This is a genomic window from Candidatus Brachybacter algidus (assembly GCF_016707225.1).
Taxonomy (GTDB): Bacteria; Bacteroidota; Bacteroidia; order Chitinophagales; family Saprospiraceae; genus Parvibacillus; species Parvibacillus algidus.
On the sequence record NZ_JADJID010000006.1, the window covers coordinates 1 to 14,086 of the forward strand.

Below are 14,086 nucleotides of genomic sequence, written 5' to 3' on the forward strand. Positions count from 1 at the left end.
TGTGCATTGTCCATCCACCGTTTAAGAATATCATCTTGAACATTATGTTCATAATAATTTTTATTATTTGCTGTGTTTTGAGTATCGGATGGAGTCTTTAATATTGTCGAGTGTTGGAATTGGTGCTTAAAAATTTGATATTCATAGTCATATTTTGTTCTTGCATCTTGGTCCAAAAGGATCAAGTTTGCGTCAATAATATCCTGCATCTGTTTCGTAGTGTCTTTGCCCAGGGTTTTATCAGGATGCCACAAAACAGCTTGTTTTTTAAACGCTGATTTTATCTCCAATATTGAAGCAGATTCCTGAATATTTAAAATTGAATAATAGTTCTTAAACACTAATTTTAACTTTTATCTAAATCAGTAGTATCGTTTTTTTGATTATTCTTATCAGGATTATATTTCCAAATTGCACTAACAGCTGCAAGAGCCCCAACTATTAAAATAATACCTATGGGACCACCGGAGCCACTTCCATTCCCTCCTTTTAGTAATAACTGGAAAAAGCCCAAAATCATGAATAACCCGATTATCAATACAATTTTCATTAATACTCTCATAAATTTATTATTTAAATTACTTTTTGAATGCAGAAATGGGAATAAACCCTAATTTATCGTCACCTTCTTTTATTTGTGCACTCTTCAAGGAACCGTCTGCGCCAACAGTAACCTCAAATTCTGAATTTCCGCAATCATAATGATAATCTTGACCATAGTCATTATTCTTACCTAAAATGCAGTTATTTATATTTAATTCAACTCTCTTACCATTAAATTCTGGAATAGATGATTTTGATATTCAATAATTATTTTGTCTTTGAAAATATCAACAAATCCCTTGCTTGTTGTGTCAACGCCAGATCCACCAGAAGTACTTCCCTGTTTTTCTATAACTTCCAATAGCTAAAGTTGGATTAAAGTAAGTCAATCCTCTGAAAACAATCTTGCCTTGAGGTCTTTTCTCTCTTGCAACTTCACTTTTTACAACTAATTGTCAATAATGAAATAATGAATAAAGTATAGATTCTAATTTTCATAATCTAACAAATTATGTTTTAAGGGTAATAGATTTTATAAGCCACTTTATATTAAGCCCCATAAAATTAATAATATTTTGGAATTACAAAAAAGGATTTATTAGTATGAACTCCTAAAACTAAATATAATTTTTGCGATCCACATGCCAGCCCAACTTCCAATACCCATCTTCCTTCCAATCCTCTTCACTTCCCTCCACATAATATTTCTCCCAAACCGGGGCATAGAGTGCTTCAAATTGCATGATGAATCTATGCAATAATTCGAAATCGGATGAATCTATGGTAAAATCTGTGAAGGTGAAATGTTTATTTCCGGTTATTTCGAGGTCCTCATATTCCATTTCCAGGCCCAGGAGTTCTTTTTTTAGGGCTTCGTACTTGAGTAGCCAGGGAAGAAGTTCTGTTTCATTGGAGGAATTGATTTGTTGAAGTGATGTCAAAGCTTCATTGGCTTGATCTTCGTGTTTGAGGGTTTCTGTAAAACGGTTGAAGAGGATATAGGCATCTGCAAAGTTTTTGTACGCGGCAGGGATGCTGAATATATTACCAAGGGAGTCGTACAGGTAAAAGTGTTTTGCGACCCAGTCAGTGTACATCTCCTTATTTATGAGTTGGTTACCGAACTCCATAATTTCTTCATAGGCATATTGGCACTTTTGTGAAGTAATGAGATAGTCAACGCTCGGAACAAAATCCGCCAGTTCGTCATCTTTTAGAAACAATCCCCGATGCCGGTAGGTGCCTTCTATTTCTAATTCGTACTCATCAGCGACGAAGTCATTGCAATTGCAAATGTCTATATAATTACTCACCCTGTTCCTCAAAAATAAAGGATATGTATTTTCTGATTTATTGGCGACAAAGCATAACCTGAGCAACCCTTATTGGGACATTCATCACTTTTACACTTACCTCGTCGGGCCGCTAACGAAATGTTGTCACTTCTTGTTGAAACCTGTAAATAATTTTGAGAGCTTCTTAAGAAAAACTTCCTTTTTTGAACATTTGTTTTTTTTGTTCTTCATCAAAAGAATTCCTGCCTCCCCCACATCCATCGTTCAAAGGTGCGAAGGATTTTTGTTTTTTTTTTTGAGGTTTTTATTGGTGAATTTTTTTTTCAAATATAGGGAATGGGATGCAGTGTATTTGCATGGGGGGATTTTTTATTTGCGATTTATATAAATGACTGCACAATGATTTGAATTTAATTAATTTTTAATAATTATTCAAAGCGCCACCCCGCCGTTGGCACCCCTCCGACCGGAGGGGAAGATTAATCGTAATTTGTGTTTTAATTGATAAGTTTGATTGGATAGAATATTTCCCATTTTCAGTAAAAAGTTTTAAACCTGAAAGGATGGTCGTACTTCCCCTCATGCTGAGGGGTGCCAAAGGCGGGGTGAGATTTTTACAATTACAATTAATATTAGATACCCTACTGCCATTTTTTCACCCCGCCCTCTGTCACTTTTTCACCCATTTCTTAATGAATTTTTAATACAAAATCTATTTCTGAAAAAATGTCAGTTTGTGGTGTGGATGGCATAAAACTTGCAATTATCAAAGTGACATAATTCTTAATTAACTTTTAAAAAACGGAGGTTTATTATGACACTTCTTAAATGGATCGATCCGGCTAAGCGAGTAGAATCAAGAAATATGCTTATGCCGACAATGGAAACTTTATTCAACGGATTTTTTAACAATGACTTAGTCTCCAGAGACTACGCAGGCTACGTTCCATCCGTCAATATCACGGAAAAGGAAGATAAATATTGCATCGAAGTTTCAGCACCCGGCTTTGATAAATCTGACTTTAATGTTGTAGTCGAGGATGGCTTACTCAAGATCTCAGGTGAACATCGTTCAGAAAATGAAACCGACGAAACCTCTTTTGTAAGGAAAGAATTTAACTACGGTTCATTTACACGACAATTCAATCTCAAAGATGTCGTGGATATTGACAATATCGTAGCTAAATACGAAAATGGTATCCTCAGATTGGAACTTGCCAAAAATGAAAAATTGATGGCAAAAAATGTGAAACAAATCGAGATCGCTTAATTAGTGATCGAGGTAAAAAGAGAAAGGTCAAATGTCGTGAAGGGCGTTTGGCCTTTTTTTATTTTGGAGATGTATTAATGTAAAGGTTTTTTATCATAAAGCATTAAAGTATAAAAATTTATTGTAAAAAGCGCCACCCCGCCTTTGGCACCCCTCCGACCGGAGGGGAAGTTGCCGCATAGTTTTTAGTAATATTGGAAGCGGTTGTTTGAGCGTATTTACGGGAGTAATGCGTTTTACCGGAGGGAAGAGTCGTAATTTGTGTTTTTTATGCGTGATAGCGAGGGTGTAATGCTGGCAAGCGGGGTGAGATTCGTTTACAATTATCGAGTTGGGCATACCTAACAATTGATTAGAAGGTAATTATAATTTTTATTATATGCTCTTAAATTATTGAAAAATGGAAAAACACCGGATCCAAATAATAGATACTACATCTACTATCCAAAATAAATCCCCACCATTTCCCCTACTCTTCTAAATTTGCACAAAATCTTGTCATGGAGAGCATCAGTATTTTTGATATGTTGAAGATTGGGGTGGGGCCTTCGAGCTCACATACCCTGGGGCCATGGCGGGCGGCTATGCGATTTATGGATGAATTGTCGGTCGTGCATGATGTGACTGCTATTACAAGAATTGATGTGAATCTATACGGCTCCTTGTCTTTGACGGGAGCCGGACATGCGACGGATATCGCTGTGGTGATGGGTTTGAGAGGATGCGACCCGACGTCGTATCCTGTGGAAAATATTGAAGCGGATATTGAAGCCATCAAATCCTCACGTAAATTGAAGTTGGCGGATGGTCATACGATCGATTTTCATTGGGAGGAAAACATTTGTTTTAACAGGAATTTTCTGAGTTTTCATCCGAATGGAATTAGTTTTTCGGCATTTATTGGAGGAGAAGTAATTACTGAAACATATTACTCCATCGGCGGCGGTTTTGTCGTGCAGGAAGCAAGGAAAAACGCCAAAAGGAATAAAAGCATTTTTAAAACTTTTCCTTTTCCAATACAGAAAGGGGATGAATTGCTTTCCATCTGCAAAAGTGAACAAAAACGCATCCATGAGATCGTCCTCGAAAATGAACGTTCCGTGAGATCTGATGCAGAGATCGATGCCGGTATTAAAGCGATCTGGGACGTGATGTTACAATCCATGTACACGGGTTGTCATACAGAAGGGGTGTTGCCCGGAGGTCTCAATGTGTTGCGCAGAGCGTTTCAAATGCATGAGAAACTTAAGGGGGATCAACCGTATTCCGGTCCGGAAGACTGGATCCAAAGTATCCGGGCTACGAAGGTTTCTTTCCGCGAAATTTTAAAATGGGTCTCTTGTTTTGCGCTCGCCGTCAATGAAGTGAATGCCTCACTGGGCAGGATAGTTACTGCCCCGACCAACGGAAGTGCAGGGGTGATCCCCGCAGTCTTGATGCATTATTTAACGATAGAAAATCAGGAAGGTGGTTTTCGGGAGATCAAAGAGTTTATGCTAGTAGCGGGGGAGATCGGCAGCATATTTAAAAAAGGGGCCACCATCTCTGCTGCGATGGGTGGATGTCAGGCAGAAATAGGGGTGAGTAGTGCGATGGCTGCAGGAGCGCTGTGTTCATTATTGGGAGGTTCGCCGGAACAAATTTTAATGGCCTCAGAAATAGCGATGGAACATCATCTTGGTTTGACGTGTGATCCCATAGGAGGGCTGGTGCAGATCCCCTGCATCGAACGAAATGCCATGGGTGCCATCAAGGCGATCAATGCTGCAGAATTGGCGTTGGACGGTGACGCTTCCAAGGCAAAAGTAAGCCTCGACAATGTGATCCAAACGATGTGGGAAACAGCGCAGGATATGAATTCTAAGTATAAGGAGACGTCTGAGGGAGGATTGGCGGTGCATGTGGGGATGTCGGATTGTTAGATATTTAAGTAAGGCGCCACCCCGCTTGCCAGCACCCCTCCGACCGGAGGGGAAGATGTAACATACCTTTTGTAATATTGGGAAATTTAGTTGTAACGAGATTCTTCTTATTTTCGAAAGTAATGTTTTAGTCCTGAAACGAAGGATTATACTTCCCCTCATGCTGAGGGGTGCTGGCAAGCGGGGTGAGATATTTATAATATTTCTATTTTAATAAACACATAATATAATTTTAATGCTTTTAAATGTTGAAAAATGCGCCACCCCGCCTTTGGCACCCCTCCGACCGGAGGGGAAGATGCCGCATAGTTTTTAGTAATATTGGAAGCAGTGGTTGTAACAAATTTTTCCCATTTTCGAAAGGAATGTTTTAAACCCGAAACGAAGGATTATACTTCCCCTCATGCTGAGGGGTGCTGGCAAGCGGGGTGAGATATTTACAATATTTTTTTATCTTTGTTTTATTTCACCACCCATAATTTATATTTTAATGAAAACTTCTAAGTATGATGATTTCTTTTCTATTGATGAATTTCAAATTCAAAAGAAAATAAATATTAATCTTCCCTGCAATACGAATTTACTTACACTGGCAAAAAAGAAACGGAAACAGGGTATCCTTTCTGAAGTAATGTTTTGGCAGGCAGTGAGCAATGGAAAATTTTACAATATAAATTTTGACAGACAAAAAGTTATTGGCAATTATATTGTAGATTTTTATGTAAAAACACTTTCATTAATTATCGAAATTGATGGCGATAGCCATGATGACAAAGTAGAATATGATAAAATCAGAACAAATTATTTTATTGAATTAGGACTTAAGATTTTTAGAGTTGGTGATCTGGAAGTGAAGCAACACTTGGATTTAGTGTTAAGTGATTTGAAAGATTATTTGGTAAGGGAATATGGGGGTGTCGATATTATAAAGGGAGAATAAAATTATTTATTAAATGCGCCACCCCGCTTGCCAGCACCCCTCCGACCGGAGGGGAAGATATATCATACCTTGTGTGATATTGGGAACTTAAGTTGTAACCAAATTTTTCCATTTTCGAAAGTAATGTTTTAAACCTGAAACGAAGGATTATACTTCCCCTCATGCTGAGGGGTGCTGGCAAGCGGGGTGAGACTTTTTTGAATCAAAGTATTATATATTTTGAGTCAAGTTACGTTATTTAGTCATCGTAATTATATCAGTTAATATGATGCCCCTCCTATCGAGTCTTTTTGGGAAATCTGGAGTGTCTTCGTTGTATTGTTTTGATTCCCTATTGGATTGAGAAGTCGAAACAGTGTTCTTTTGAGCATTGAGATAAAGTTGTTTTATTTTTTCCGGTAATTCTTCTTTGAATTGTTTCAATTTGGATATTTTTTCTGCTGCAGTATATTGGCTGAGATCCAAAATTAATTCGTCTTCTATTCCGTCAGCCACAGCAGGATTGTGTTGCGGAGAGACCCTGATGGCAAACTTGTCCATAGATCTGACGATCATGCTTGCCTTCACGTCCTCCTCAAATTTGTCAAGTGCTGTTCTAATCGAAATAGTGTCTATAGATGCCGGATCCTTATTGGATCCGTCATTACCCAGATCGAGAAGTACGACATATTTTGTGGATGATAAGGTGGAAGTTTTGGGCCCTGCTGTTGGATTACAAGAGTATAATCCGTAAAGAATAAGTGAGAAGTAGAGTTTGTATTTCATTTTGAAAGGGGTTTTTTTGTGAGGGGCATGGCGGTGCCAGAGGATCGCAGTAAAGCGGTCATTTATTTTAATTATTTACTTGACCTTATTTGGCTGGGAAAAGCTGGAATTAAAGACTCCCCTCCCTGGCGGGGAAATCATTCGATGTTATTTTCTCAACATTTCATTTCATGTTTCATACTCAATCAAAACACATGTGCTGTTATCTTTAGAAATACGTGTACATTTCTCTTCTATTGCTGCTATTTTTTGTTGTACAGAAATTAATTGTTTGTCAAGTATGATGTCGATTAATTCTTCATGTTCGAAGGACTCACAGACGCCATCTGTCGCAAGTAAAATATAGCTTCCACTTGTCAGCGTTTTTATTTCTTTAAATTCTATATCTTCAGTATCCAGCAACGTTGTACTGGATATTGCCTTCGTAATTTTATTGCGCATTGGATGCGTGCGCTTCTCTGCTTCTGTATGAATTATTCCCGCTTCATACAATTCCTGAACTATGCTATGATCCCTAGTCATTATCCAGTCTTTGGATATAGAATTTATCACATATACCTTCGTATCTCCTATACTTGCAATGTATGCAGAGGCTCCTGACAAGTAAACCAGTGACATCGTTGTAGCAATATCCAAAAATGTTTTTTGCCACAAGGAATTTACTATTTCTTCGGTGAAGATTTTGAAATCTTCCATTGTTTGTATGTCGGATATTGCATATTTATTTCCAATAGATTCTACCAACATTTGTGCTGCCATCCGGCCATCCTGACTTCCACCCACACCATCACATACTGCAAATAAATGACTGTCTTTTGAAATGAAATAGGCGTCTTCCTGTCGAAGTCTTTTGCCTATGAATTGGAAATAGGAGTGGTTCATAATTTATTTATTTTCTTAAATATTTTGCGTCGAGTTCGTTTTATTTTAAAGTAATTTATTATTTAAAGAGTCTGGAATTCAAGGGTGCGACACCCCGCCTTCGGCACCCCTCTGCCAGAGGGGAAGCACAGATCAGGCACTCTAATAGAATTTAAATATCTCTATTCTAGTATCTATTCTGTTATCTATTCAATATACTGAAATATCATTTCGCTTTTTCCAACCTTAATTAAGTCGTTGTTTGTTAAAATTGGTTTTATAGAATTATTAATTATTATTCCGTTCAAACTAATTTTATTGGTGCTTCCAAGATCTTCTAATATGAATTTCATATTTCCGGTTCTTTTTTGCCGGACACCTGTCACCTTAAAATGGTTTCTGGAAATAGATGTATCCTCAGTAACTATTTGCCGGTTATTTGTGCCACTTTTTCTTCCAAATTCCTCTACTCCTTCTTTAAGGTGAAATGTGGTGGTGGTATGGAATGTGTTTTCCAATAATATCAATACTGCCTCTTTTCCGTATTCTTTTTTTCGGGTGACCTCTGTCACATTTTCTTCATTAATTATTTCAAAATGATGTTCGAATTTCCTGGCGCATTGCTTATTTCCACATGGAATACGTATTTTGTTACCCAAATAGTTTTCTACATTTCTAATGTTATTTTGCTGTCCGCAGTATGGGCAAGTTAGTTCCTGATTCATCCTTTAAATGTGATTAATGAATGTCCCAGTGATCCGCGTCACCATCCATGTGGTCGTCATGTTGCCCAAAAGTATCATGAGTATCATGTGTGTCGTGTGTGTGATCATGCGCTTCTTCATTAGATGCGTGATCATCGTCGTGAATAGTTTCTACCTGCTCCGGATCAATGTCATGCGCTATTATTTCAATATCATGAGGCACAACATCGATGGCCATCGTATGGTCATTAATTTCAATAGTTTCAGGATCGATATGTGATGTCCAGTCTGCCCAGGAAGATTCTTCCATTGGCAAGACCTGCACTGTTTCAGGGCTTTCTATTCCTTCAGTATGGAATTGTACATCCTCCAAATTAAACAACTCTATTATTTTATCTTCTTCCATTTCTATCCGATTTTGATCAATTGTTTATTAATGCTATCCGGTTTGATGATACGAATATAATTGTGCTGATTAGTCATTGGTTTCCAAATTGTATGAAGTGACGAATTGTTTGTATGAAGTGTCATGCTTTGTCTTTATTTTTAAAAATTACATCACATTTTTCGTTTGGACATCGTTCCCGAGTTTCCCAATTTGACAATGAATTATTGATCATACTTGCCTTGCATTTAGGACAACTCAGCATCGATTCATATTCATTTTTCAGGTCATCCAAATGTTCATTGCGCAATGTGGCAGATCCCATGAATAAGGATGGCAATACCGCTGTCAATCCTATTAATAAAGTAAGAATAAATAGATATTGTCTTGGAATAGTATCTGTCATCAACCATACAGTAATTAATAAAATAGTTAATGTAACTCTAAGAATTATGGGCCATTTTGGAGGTGTACTAATTACTATTTTTTTCTTTCTGTAAATTTTGAAATTGGACAACATAGCTTCATATTCCTTGCTGAAGTCAGTTTTATGCAGTAATTCATGTTCATTAATTTTTTTAAATAATTCACCTACAGGTACTTCATAAACACCTAATTCAAGTTTGTCGTGTGCCTTCAAAATGGATTCTTTCACAGGTTTATCGTTGATATAAGTGCCATTGGTGCTATTTAAATCTTCAATAATTACGACATTATTCTCTATTTTTAATACGGCATGATATCCACTTACAGAAGGATTTTGGTAACTGAAATCATTGTCAGCGCGACTGCCTAAAGTAATTTGTCTGCTCATCTCCCTAACAGGTATTTTTTAAGTTTAACACTGAGGCGGCCGGAGATATTTAAATTATTTTCTTCTCCAAAGAAATAAACTGTGTCCGACGTTATCGATCTAATTAATTTTAAATTAATAATTAACGATCGATGTAATCTTTTGAAATTAATATCCTGCTCAGTAATGAATTCAAACTTGCCTAATTGTTTCGTTTGAAGTATTTTTTTTCCATTACTCAACACTATATTAGTATAATTTCCTTCCGCTAATAAATATAAGATCTGATGATGCGGAATGACAATGGTTCCTCCATCTTGAATTAAACTTAGATCATTCGAGCCAACAACAATGGTCTGAACATATTTCCTGTAACTATCCTGTAGCGATTCTCCATTGACCGGCAGTGATTCAAAGTGAAATACATCGAGTTTCCATGCATCTAATGCAAACATTGACTGAGAGATCAAACAAATGCGGAGTTCAGGAAATGACTTATTCAGATATTGTAATCGCATCCTTTCCCGATCGTCTAAAGTGCTTGTCACATAAAATAAAACTCCTTCAAATCTATTGTGAAGCAACAAACCTAATTGGTTATAATCAATTGCAAAATGGAGCTTATAAGGCCTGATATAGGAGAACCTTATTTTACTGACCTGCGCATTCAGGTTTTGGCCTTCTTTGTAAAATATTAATTGATCCATAGTTGCTGGCCATTGACGTTTTGATCACTTTAGGATCGTCAGCGCTTTTTTATACGTTTTGTCTTTTATTCTCAAAATATAGAAATAAGTTCCGCCCGGATATGAGCCGCTATCCCAATCATTGGTATAGTTTTGTTTATTATAGATCTTATCGCCCCACCGATTAAAAATAGTTAATTCTGAGTCAAGGATGACCTGGCGATTATTGAAGCGAAGTACATCGTTGACTCCGTCCGCATTTGGTGTAAATGTATTGGTGAGAATAAGGTCATCATCGGTACAAGGTGCTTCCGCTAAAGTAAGCACGAAGAGTGTGTCGCAAGTGGATCCCTGAACAGGAATATTGTAGTACCCAACTGAGTAATCTTTTCCTTTGAAATAGTAGGTACTTCCTATGCAAATACTGTCTTTAAGTTCAACAGTGATGTCATCAGAGGCGCTGACTTTTAGTTGCAAAGTGGTATCACAGGGTATTCCCGGATGCACGATGGTATGAGAGCCAATCGGATAAAACGCATTCCCGAATTTAAACAATTCTCCCTCACAAATTGTCGCCTCGATGTTGATATTTTGACCTGGATTGTTTGTAACTTTTAACGTGATGAGGGTGTCGCACACTGGTCCCGGAAAACTAAAATTATAAGTTCCGACACTAAATTGCTGTCCACGATAGACGGTTAATTTGCCAGTGCAAACCTCCCTTGTTTCTGTTGTTTTTGGCTGAGGTAATGTATCCACAACGATGGTATATATGGTATCACATAGTGCACCTGGATATGTCAATTGATGTGAACCAGCCGGATACTGCTTGCCTCGATATTGAAACGTTTCACCACTGCACACTAGTCCTTGCACATTTTCTTTTGGTTGATCTCCTTGGGTGATCGTAAGAGTGACGATGGTGTCGCAAGCTGAGGGGCCGGGTAATCTAACTTCGCTGATGCCAAATCCGTATGTATTTCCACGGAAGGAATAAGTATGTCCTGCACAGACGGTTGCATTAATTTGAAATGTTGGATTGGTGCATGGAGCGCCTTCTCCGCAGTGGCAGTCACTCTGGATGACGTCGTTTTGGGTGTCGGGGTTGCCGTCGTCGCAGGGGGCGCCGATTTGGGGGAGACCTAAGACACAAAAATTTTCGTATTCACCGTCCCAAGGCATTTTAAAATTTGCTGAAGCATTAAAAGAATTAAATGAGCAAACTGTAACTGGGAAACAGCCTTCAAATCTATTGTTTGTTAACCCAATCTTACAATCATTGGAAAGGCCAGTAAGAGAAGGGATTTTTCCTGATATTAGATTATTTCTTAACGTTAAGTACTTTAAATTTGGCAAAATAAAATCAGGTAAATTTCCTGATATTTGATTATCTAATAAATTAAGTGTTTTTAATTTCTTTAAATAACTATAATCAGGAATACTACCCGTTAACATATTATAACCAACTGAAATAATTTCTAAATTAGGAGAATTTTGAAAAGCAGGAAGATTACCAGTTAGTTTATTCTTAGCTAATTCAATTAATCCGATTTCAGGGGCATTAAGTAGTTGAGGTATACTTCCGCTAAGAAAATTATTATTAAACATTATGTCTGTCAAGTGCGGTAGACTATTAAACTCAGGTATACTTCCGCTTAATTGATTGAATGCAATTTCAATAGCTATTAATTGATTACAATTATTAAAATCAGGTATTGTTCCTGAGAGTAAATTATAGGAAAGATTAATTATTTCCAACTTTGCTAAACTATCGAAATTTGGTAAACTTCCTTCAAAAATATTTGAAGTTAAAGCCATATTTCTAAGCTTTTTTGCTTTAGAAAAATTTGGAATACTCCCTCCAATTTTATTTTGAAACAGTCTTAAAACATCTAGAGAATCTAAATCTAAATCAGGCAAGGTCCCTGTCATACCATTATTATCTAAAAACAATTCTATTACTCTATTATTTTTACAAATAACCCCAAACCATTTGCACGGATCACACTCTGACGAAGTATCACCCCAGCCATCGTTATTGACCCAGTTATCTCCATTCGTAGCATTATAAAACTCCATCAATCCTTCATAGTCTGGATGGTCACATTGTGCAACAGAATTAGTAGCATAAATGCACGACAAAAAACAAATCAGCAGGTATTTTATTCTTTTCATCTACATCACATATCAAAATGGTAATTAAAAAAAGCTTCATAGCCGATGCCGCCATATTGTGCAAGTAACCCAACTGTATAGTCCGCCTTGACACCAATCCTGATATTGCCATCTTGAACAAACTTACCTAAGAATGAATCGCTATTTAAAATGACGCCTGTTTGTACGAAGATCTCCCCACTTGTGGCACCACCGCCTGCCAACAGGATATCCCTGCAACACAGAAAAACCGATGTAATAATGACTCTGAAGTGCGTAATTGGATGGCGCACTCATGTAGTAAAATCCGGCACTGAAATTAGGTTTGATAGACCCATCTATTTCATTCATCAGGTTTGGATCATTGGCGAGACCGTCATAAGTGATGACATTATCAGGGCTATAGCTGTATTTTCCAAGTCGGACCCCGGCCCCCAAACTTAACATGTCTTCACTGTTGCCAAAGATTTGAGGTTCCAATCGGAAGCTGTAAGAAAGACCTGCTCCCAACTTTGCAAAAGGTCCTACTTTATCTTGTTCAATAAGCAAACCAATTCCGGCTCCGGAGGATTTGCCATATTTATAAAATGGATATTGGAAAGACAGCGTTGAGTATTGCGGAGCGCCATCAAATCCAGTCCACATTTGCTGATGAGAAAGGGAGACATCCAGTGCTGTCCACTTTGCTGTCAGCGCAGGATTCCAGATAAAACCATTTTCATAAAAGCTACTCCAATTGGCTATCTGCTGGCCGGAGAGGCAAGTCGATATTGGTATTAGGAGGAGAGATATGAAAAGGCGTAGAGGCATGAGTTGTTTTTTATGAGAGGGGTAGAATATTTAATTTATTGAAAGTCCACCCCCTTGGCCCCCTCCAAAGGGGGACATTCGTTTATCCGGAATTATTTATCTATTTAAGAAAAAATTGTTTTTCGTTTTTATTTAATTATTAAAGTTTCTATGGTGATTTTATTTTTGATAATTAATAACTTTAGAATCTACAAAATTTATTTAAATCTCATTATTTGCCGGACACAACCATCGGAGTTTCATTCTAATTTCTACCTTCTAATTTCTAACTTTATTTACTGACTCTTACCAATCTAAAACCCGTCATTTTATCCTTGTAGCTACCTGGTACAGTGATGTTATTTCTTATTTCAAGTTTGTTTTTATTGTCGTACCATGATCCGCCTTTGCGGACGATGGTGCTTTGATCATTGCAGAATTCAGCGACATTGCCGGACATATCGTATATACCGAAACCATTGGCTTTTTTACTACCGATGCGCTGTGTACCTATCTTTTTCCTTCCATACACAGCGATAGCATCCACATCATCTGAGCCTGAATATTGCTGTGTTGCATCACCCCCGAGAGCGGCGTATTCCCACTCTTCTGTGGTCGGCAAACGGTATGTGTATGCATTGCAAGATAATGCATTTAACCTTTCGAGGAAGACTTTTATGTCTCCGAAAGATATATTCTCTATCGGTAAGTTTTTATCATCTTTGAAATAGGCATTGTTGGTGCCATTCATGACGGTATTATATTGCTCTTGTGTGACTTCGTGAATTCCTATATTGAGACTTGGAATAGATTTTACAGACTGATTAGAAGAAGTGTAGGTGCCCGCTGGAATTCTCTTAAAATCATTGCCGAATAGCCCTGTAATAATCTTGCATTGACTATCTTCGGGCACTTCGTTTTTCTTTTCAGGAATTGCTTTATTTGCCTGGGATTCTAATTCAATAATTGTTTTCTTCGC

At 37.5% G+C, this 14,086-nt stretch carries 16 protein-coding genes; 3 read left to right on the plus strand and 13 right to left on the minus strand.

What is annotated here, in order from left to right; genetic code table 11:
* From IPI15_RS16440 to IPI15_RS16455, 4 genes are all read right to left on the minus strand, one after another.
* Window positions 1-341, minus strand: a 341-nt coding sequence (locus tag IPI15_RS16440) for a J domain-containing protein (RefSeq protein WP_287421298.1), incomplete at its 3' end; no start/stop codon positions are given.
* 5 nt (window positions 342-346) lie between these two features.
* Window positions 347-562, minus strand: coding sequence for a hypothetical protein (locus tag IPI15_RS16445; protein WP_287421300.1), 216 nt, complete (start codon window positions 560-562; stop codon window positions 347-349).
* A gap of 192 nt (window positions 563-754) precedes the next feature.
* Window positions 755-904, minus strand: coding sequence for a hypothetical protein (locus tag IPI15_RS16450; protein WP_287421302.1), 150 nt, complete (start codon window positions 902-904; stop codon window positions 755-757).
* 256 nt (window positions 905-1,160) lie between these two features.
* Window positions 1,161-1,856, minus strand: coding sequence for a hypothetical protein (locus IPI15_RS16455; protein WP_287421304.1), 696 nt, complete (start codon window positions 1,854-1,856; stop codon window positions 1,161-1,163).
* 796 nt (window positions 1,857-2,652) lie between these two features.
* Here IPI15_RS16455 and IPI15_RS16460 point away from each other — a divergent pair.
* The 3 genes from IPI15_RS16460 (at window position 2,653) to IPI15_RS16470 (ending at window position 5,970) form a co-directional block, all read left to right on the plus strand.
* Window positions 2,653-3,108, plus strand: a complete 456-nt coding sequence (locus IPI15_RS16460; protein ID WP_287404804.1) for an Hsp20/alpha crystallin family protein — start codon at window positions 2,653-2,655, stop codon at window positions 3,106-3,108.
* Window positions 3,109-3,608: 500 nt separating this feature from the next.
* A complete protein-coding gene (locus tag IPI15_RS16465) occupies window positions 3,609-5,030 on the plus strand; it encodes an L-serine ammonia-lyase (protein ID WP_287421306.1) in 1,422 nt (473 codons plus the stop codon).
* Between the two features lie 490 nt (window positions 5,031-5,520).
* Entirely contained in the window at window positions 5,521-5,970 is a 450-nt protein-coding gene (locus IPI15_RS16470; protein WP_287421307.1) for an endonuclease domain-containing protein, read from the plus strand.
* A 234-nt stretch (window positions 5,971-6,204) separates the two neighbouring features.
* On the opposite strand, the gene IPI15_RS16475 is transcribed toward IPI15_RS16470, so the two are convergent.
* The 9 genes from IPI15_RS16475 to IPI15_RS16515 form a co-directional block, all read right to left on the minus strand.
* Window positions 6,205-6,735 carry a hypothetical protein gene (locus tag IPI15_RS16475; protein WP_287421310.1) on the minus strand — a complete coding sequence of 177 codons (531 nt, stop codon included), beginning with the start codon at window positions 6,733-6,735 and terminating at the stop codon, window positions 6,205-6,207.
* Between the two features lie 168 nt (window positions 6,736-6,903).
* A complete protein-coding gene (locus IPI15_RS16480) occupies window positions 6,904-7,617 on the minus strand; it encodes a PP2C family protein-serine/threonine phosphatase (protein ID WP_287421313.1) in 714 nt (237 codons plus the stop codon).
* A gap of 185 nt (window positions 7,618-7,802) precedes the next feature.
* Complete coding sequence (locus IPI15_RS16485) at window positions 7,803-8,321, minus strand: FHA domain-containing protein (RefSeq protein ID WP_287421316.1); 519 nt, start codon at window positions 8,319-8,321, stop codon at window positions 7,803-7,805.
* Window positions 8,322-8,334: 13 nt separating this feature from the next.
* Window positions 8,335-8,706: a hypothetical protein gene (locus IPI15_RS16490; RefSeq protein WP_287421319.1), complete on the minus strand. Its 372-nt coding sequence runs from the start codon at window positions 8,704-8,706 to the stop codon at window positions 8,335-8,337.
* A 121-nt stretch (window positions 8,707-8,827) separates the two neighbouring features.
* Complete coding sequence (locus tag IPI15_RS16495) at window positions 8,828-9,499, minus strand: FHA domain-containing protein (protein ID WP_287421322.1); 672 nt, start codon at window positions 9,497-9,499, stop codon at window positions 8,828-8,830.
* Window positions 9,496-10,185 (minus strand): LytTR family transcriptional regulator DNA-binding domain-containing protein, encoded by a 690-nt coding sequence (locus IPI15_RS16500; protein WP_287421324.1) that lies wholly within the window; start codon window positions 10,183-10,185, stop codon window positions 9,496-9,498. The genes IPI15_RS16495 and IPI15_RS16500 overlap by 4 nt, the downstream gene beginning before the upstream one ends.
* Before the next feature lie 24 nt (window positions 10,186-10,209).
* Window positions 10,210-12,339 carry a T9SS type B sorting domain-containing protein gene (locus tag IPI15_RS16505; RefSeq protein WP_287421326.1) on the minus strand — a complete coding sequence of 710 codons (2,130 nt, stop codon included), beginning with the start codon at window positions 12,337-12,339 and terminating at the stop codon, window positions 10,210-10,212.
* 141 nt (window positions 12,340-12,480) lie between these two features.
* The gene (locus IPI15_RS16510; RefSeq protein WP_287421328.1) at window positions 12,481-13,128 is read right to left on the minus strand and encodes a PorP/SprF family type IX secretion system membrane protein; all 648 of its coding nucleotides are present in this window, start codon (window positions 13,126-13,128) and stop codon (window positions 12,481-12,483) included.
* 271 nt (window positions 13,129-13,399) lie between these two features.
* The gene (locus IPI15_RS16515; RefSeq protein ID WP_287421330.1) at window positions 13,400-14,020 is read right to left on the minus strand and encodes a formylglycine-generating enzyme family protein; all 621 of its coding nucleotides are present in this window, start codon (window positions 14,018-14,020) and stop codon (window positions 13,400-13,402) included.
* Window positions 14,021-14,086: the final 66 nt, after the last annotated feature.

Excerpts from the sequence above, each read along its gene's own strand:
- IPI15_RS16475 (WP_287421310.1), bottom strand. The coding sequence starts at position 6,735 with ATGAAATACAAACTCTACTTCTCACTTATTCTTTACGGATTATACTCT.
- IPI15_RS16480 (WP_287421313.1), bottom strand. The coding sequence starts at position 7,617 with ATGAACCACTCCTATTTCCAATTCATAGGCAAAAGACTTCGACAGGAA.
- IPI15_RS16495 (WP_287421322.1), bottom strand. The coding sequence starts at position 9,499 with ATGAGCAGACAAATTACTTTAGGCAGTCGCGCTGACAATGATTTCAGT.
- IPI15_RS16465 (WP_287421306.1), top strand. The coding sequence starts at position 3,609 with ATGGAGAGCATCAGTATTTTTGATATGTTGAAGATTGGGGTGGGGCCT.
- IPI15_RS16505 (WP_287421326.1), bottom strand. The coding sequence starts at position 12,339 with ATGAAAAGAATAAAATACCTGCTGATTTGTTTTTTGTCGTGCATTTAT.
- IPI15_RS16510 (WP_287421328.1), bottom strand. The coding sequence starts at position 13,128 with ATGCCTCTACGCCTTTTCATATCTCTCCTCCTAATACCAATATCGACT.
- IPI15_RS16485 (WP_287421316.1), bottom strand. The coding sequence starts at position 8,321 with ATGAATCAGGAACTAACTTGCCCATACTGCGGACAGCAAAATAACATT.
- IPI15_RS16445 (WP_287421300.1), bottom strand. The coding sequence starts at position 562 with ATGAGAGTATTAATGAAAATTGTATTGATAATCGGGTTATTCATGATT.
- IPI15_RS16460 (WP_287404804.1), top strand. The coding sequence starts at position 2,653 with ATGACACTTCTTAAATGGATCGATCCGGCTAAGCGAGTAGAATCAAGA.
- IPI15_RS16470 (WP_287421307.1), top strand. The coding sequence starts at position 5,521 with ATGAAAACTTCTAAGTATGATGATTTCTTTTCTATTGATGAATTTCAA.
- IPI15_RS16490 (WP_287421319.1), bottom strand. The coding sequence starts at position 8,706 with ATGGAAGAAGATAAAATAATAGAGTTGTTTAATTTGGAGGATGTACAA.
- IPI15_RS16500 (WP_287421324.1), bottom strand. The coding sequence starts at position 10,185 with ATGGATCAATTAATATTTTACAAAGAAGGCCAAAACCTGAATGCGCAG.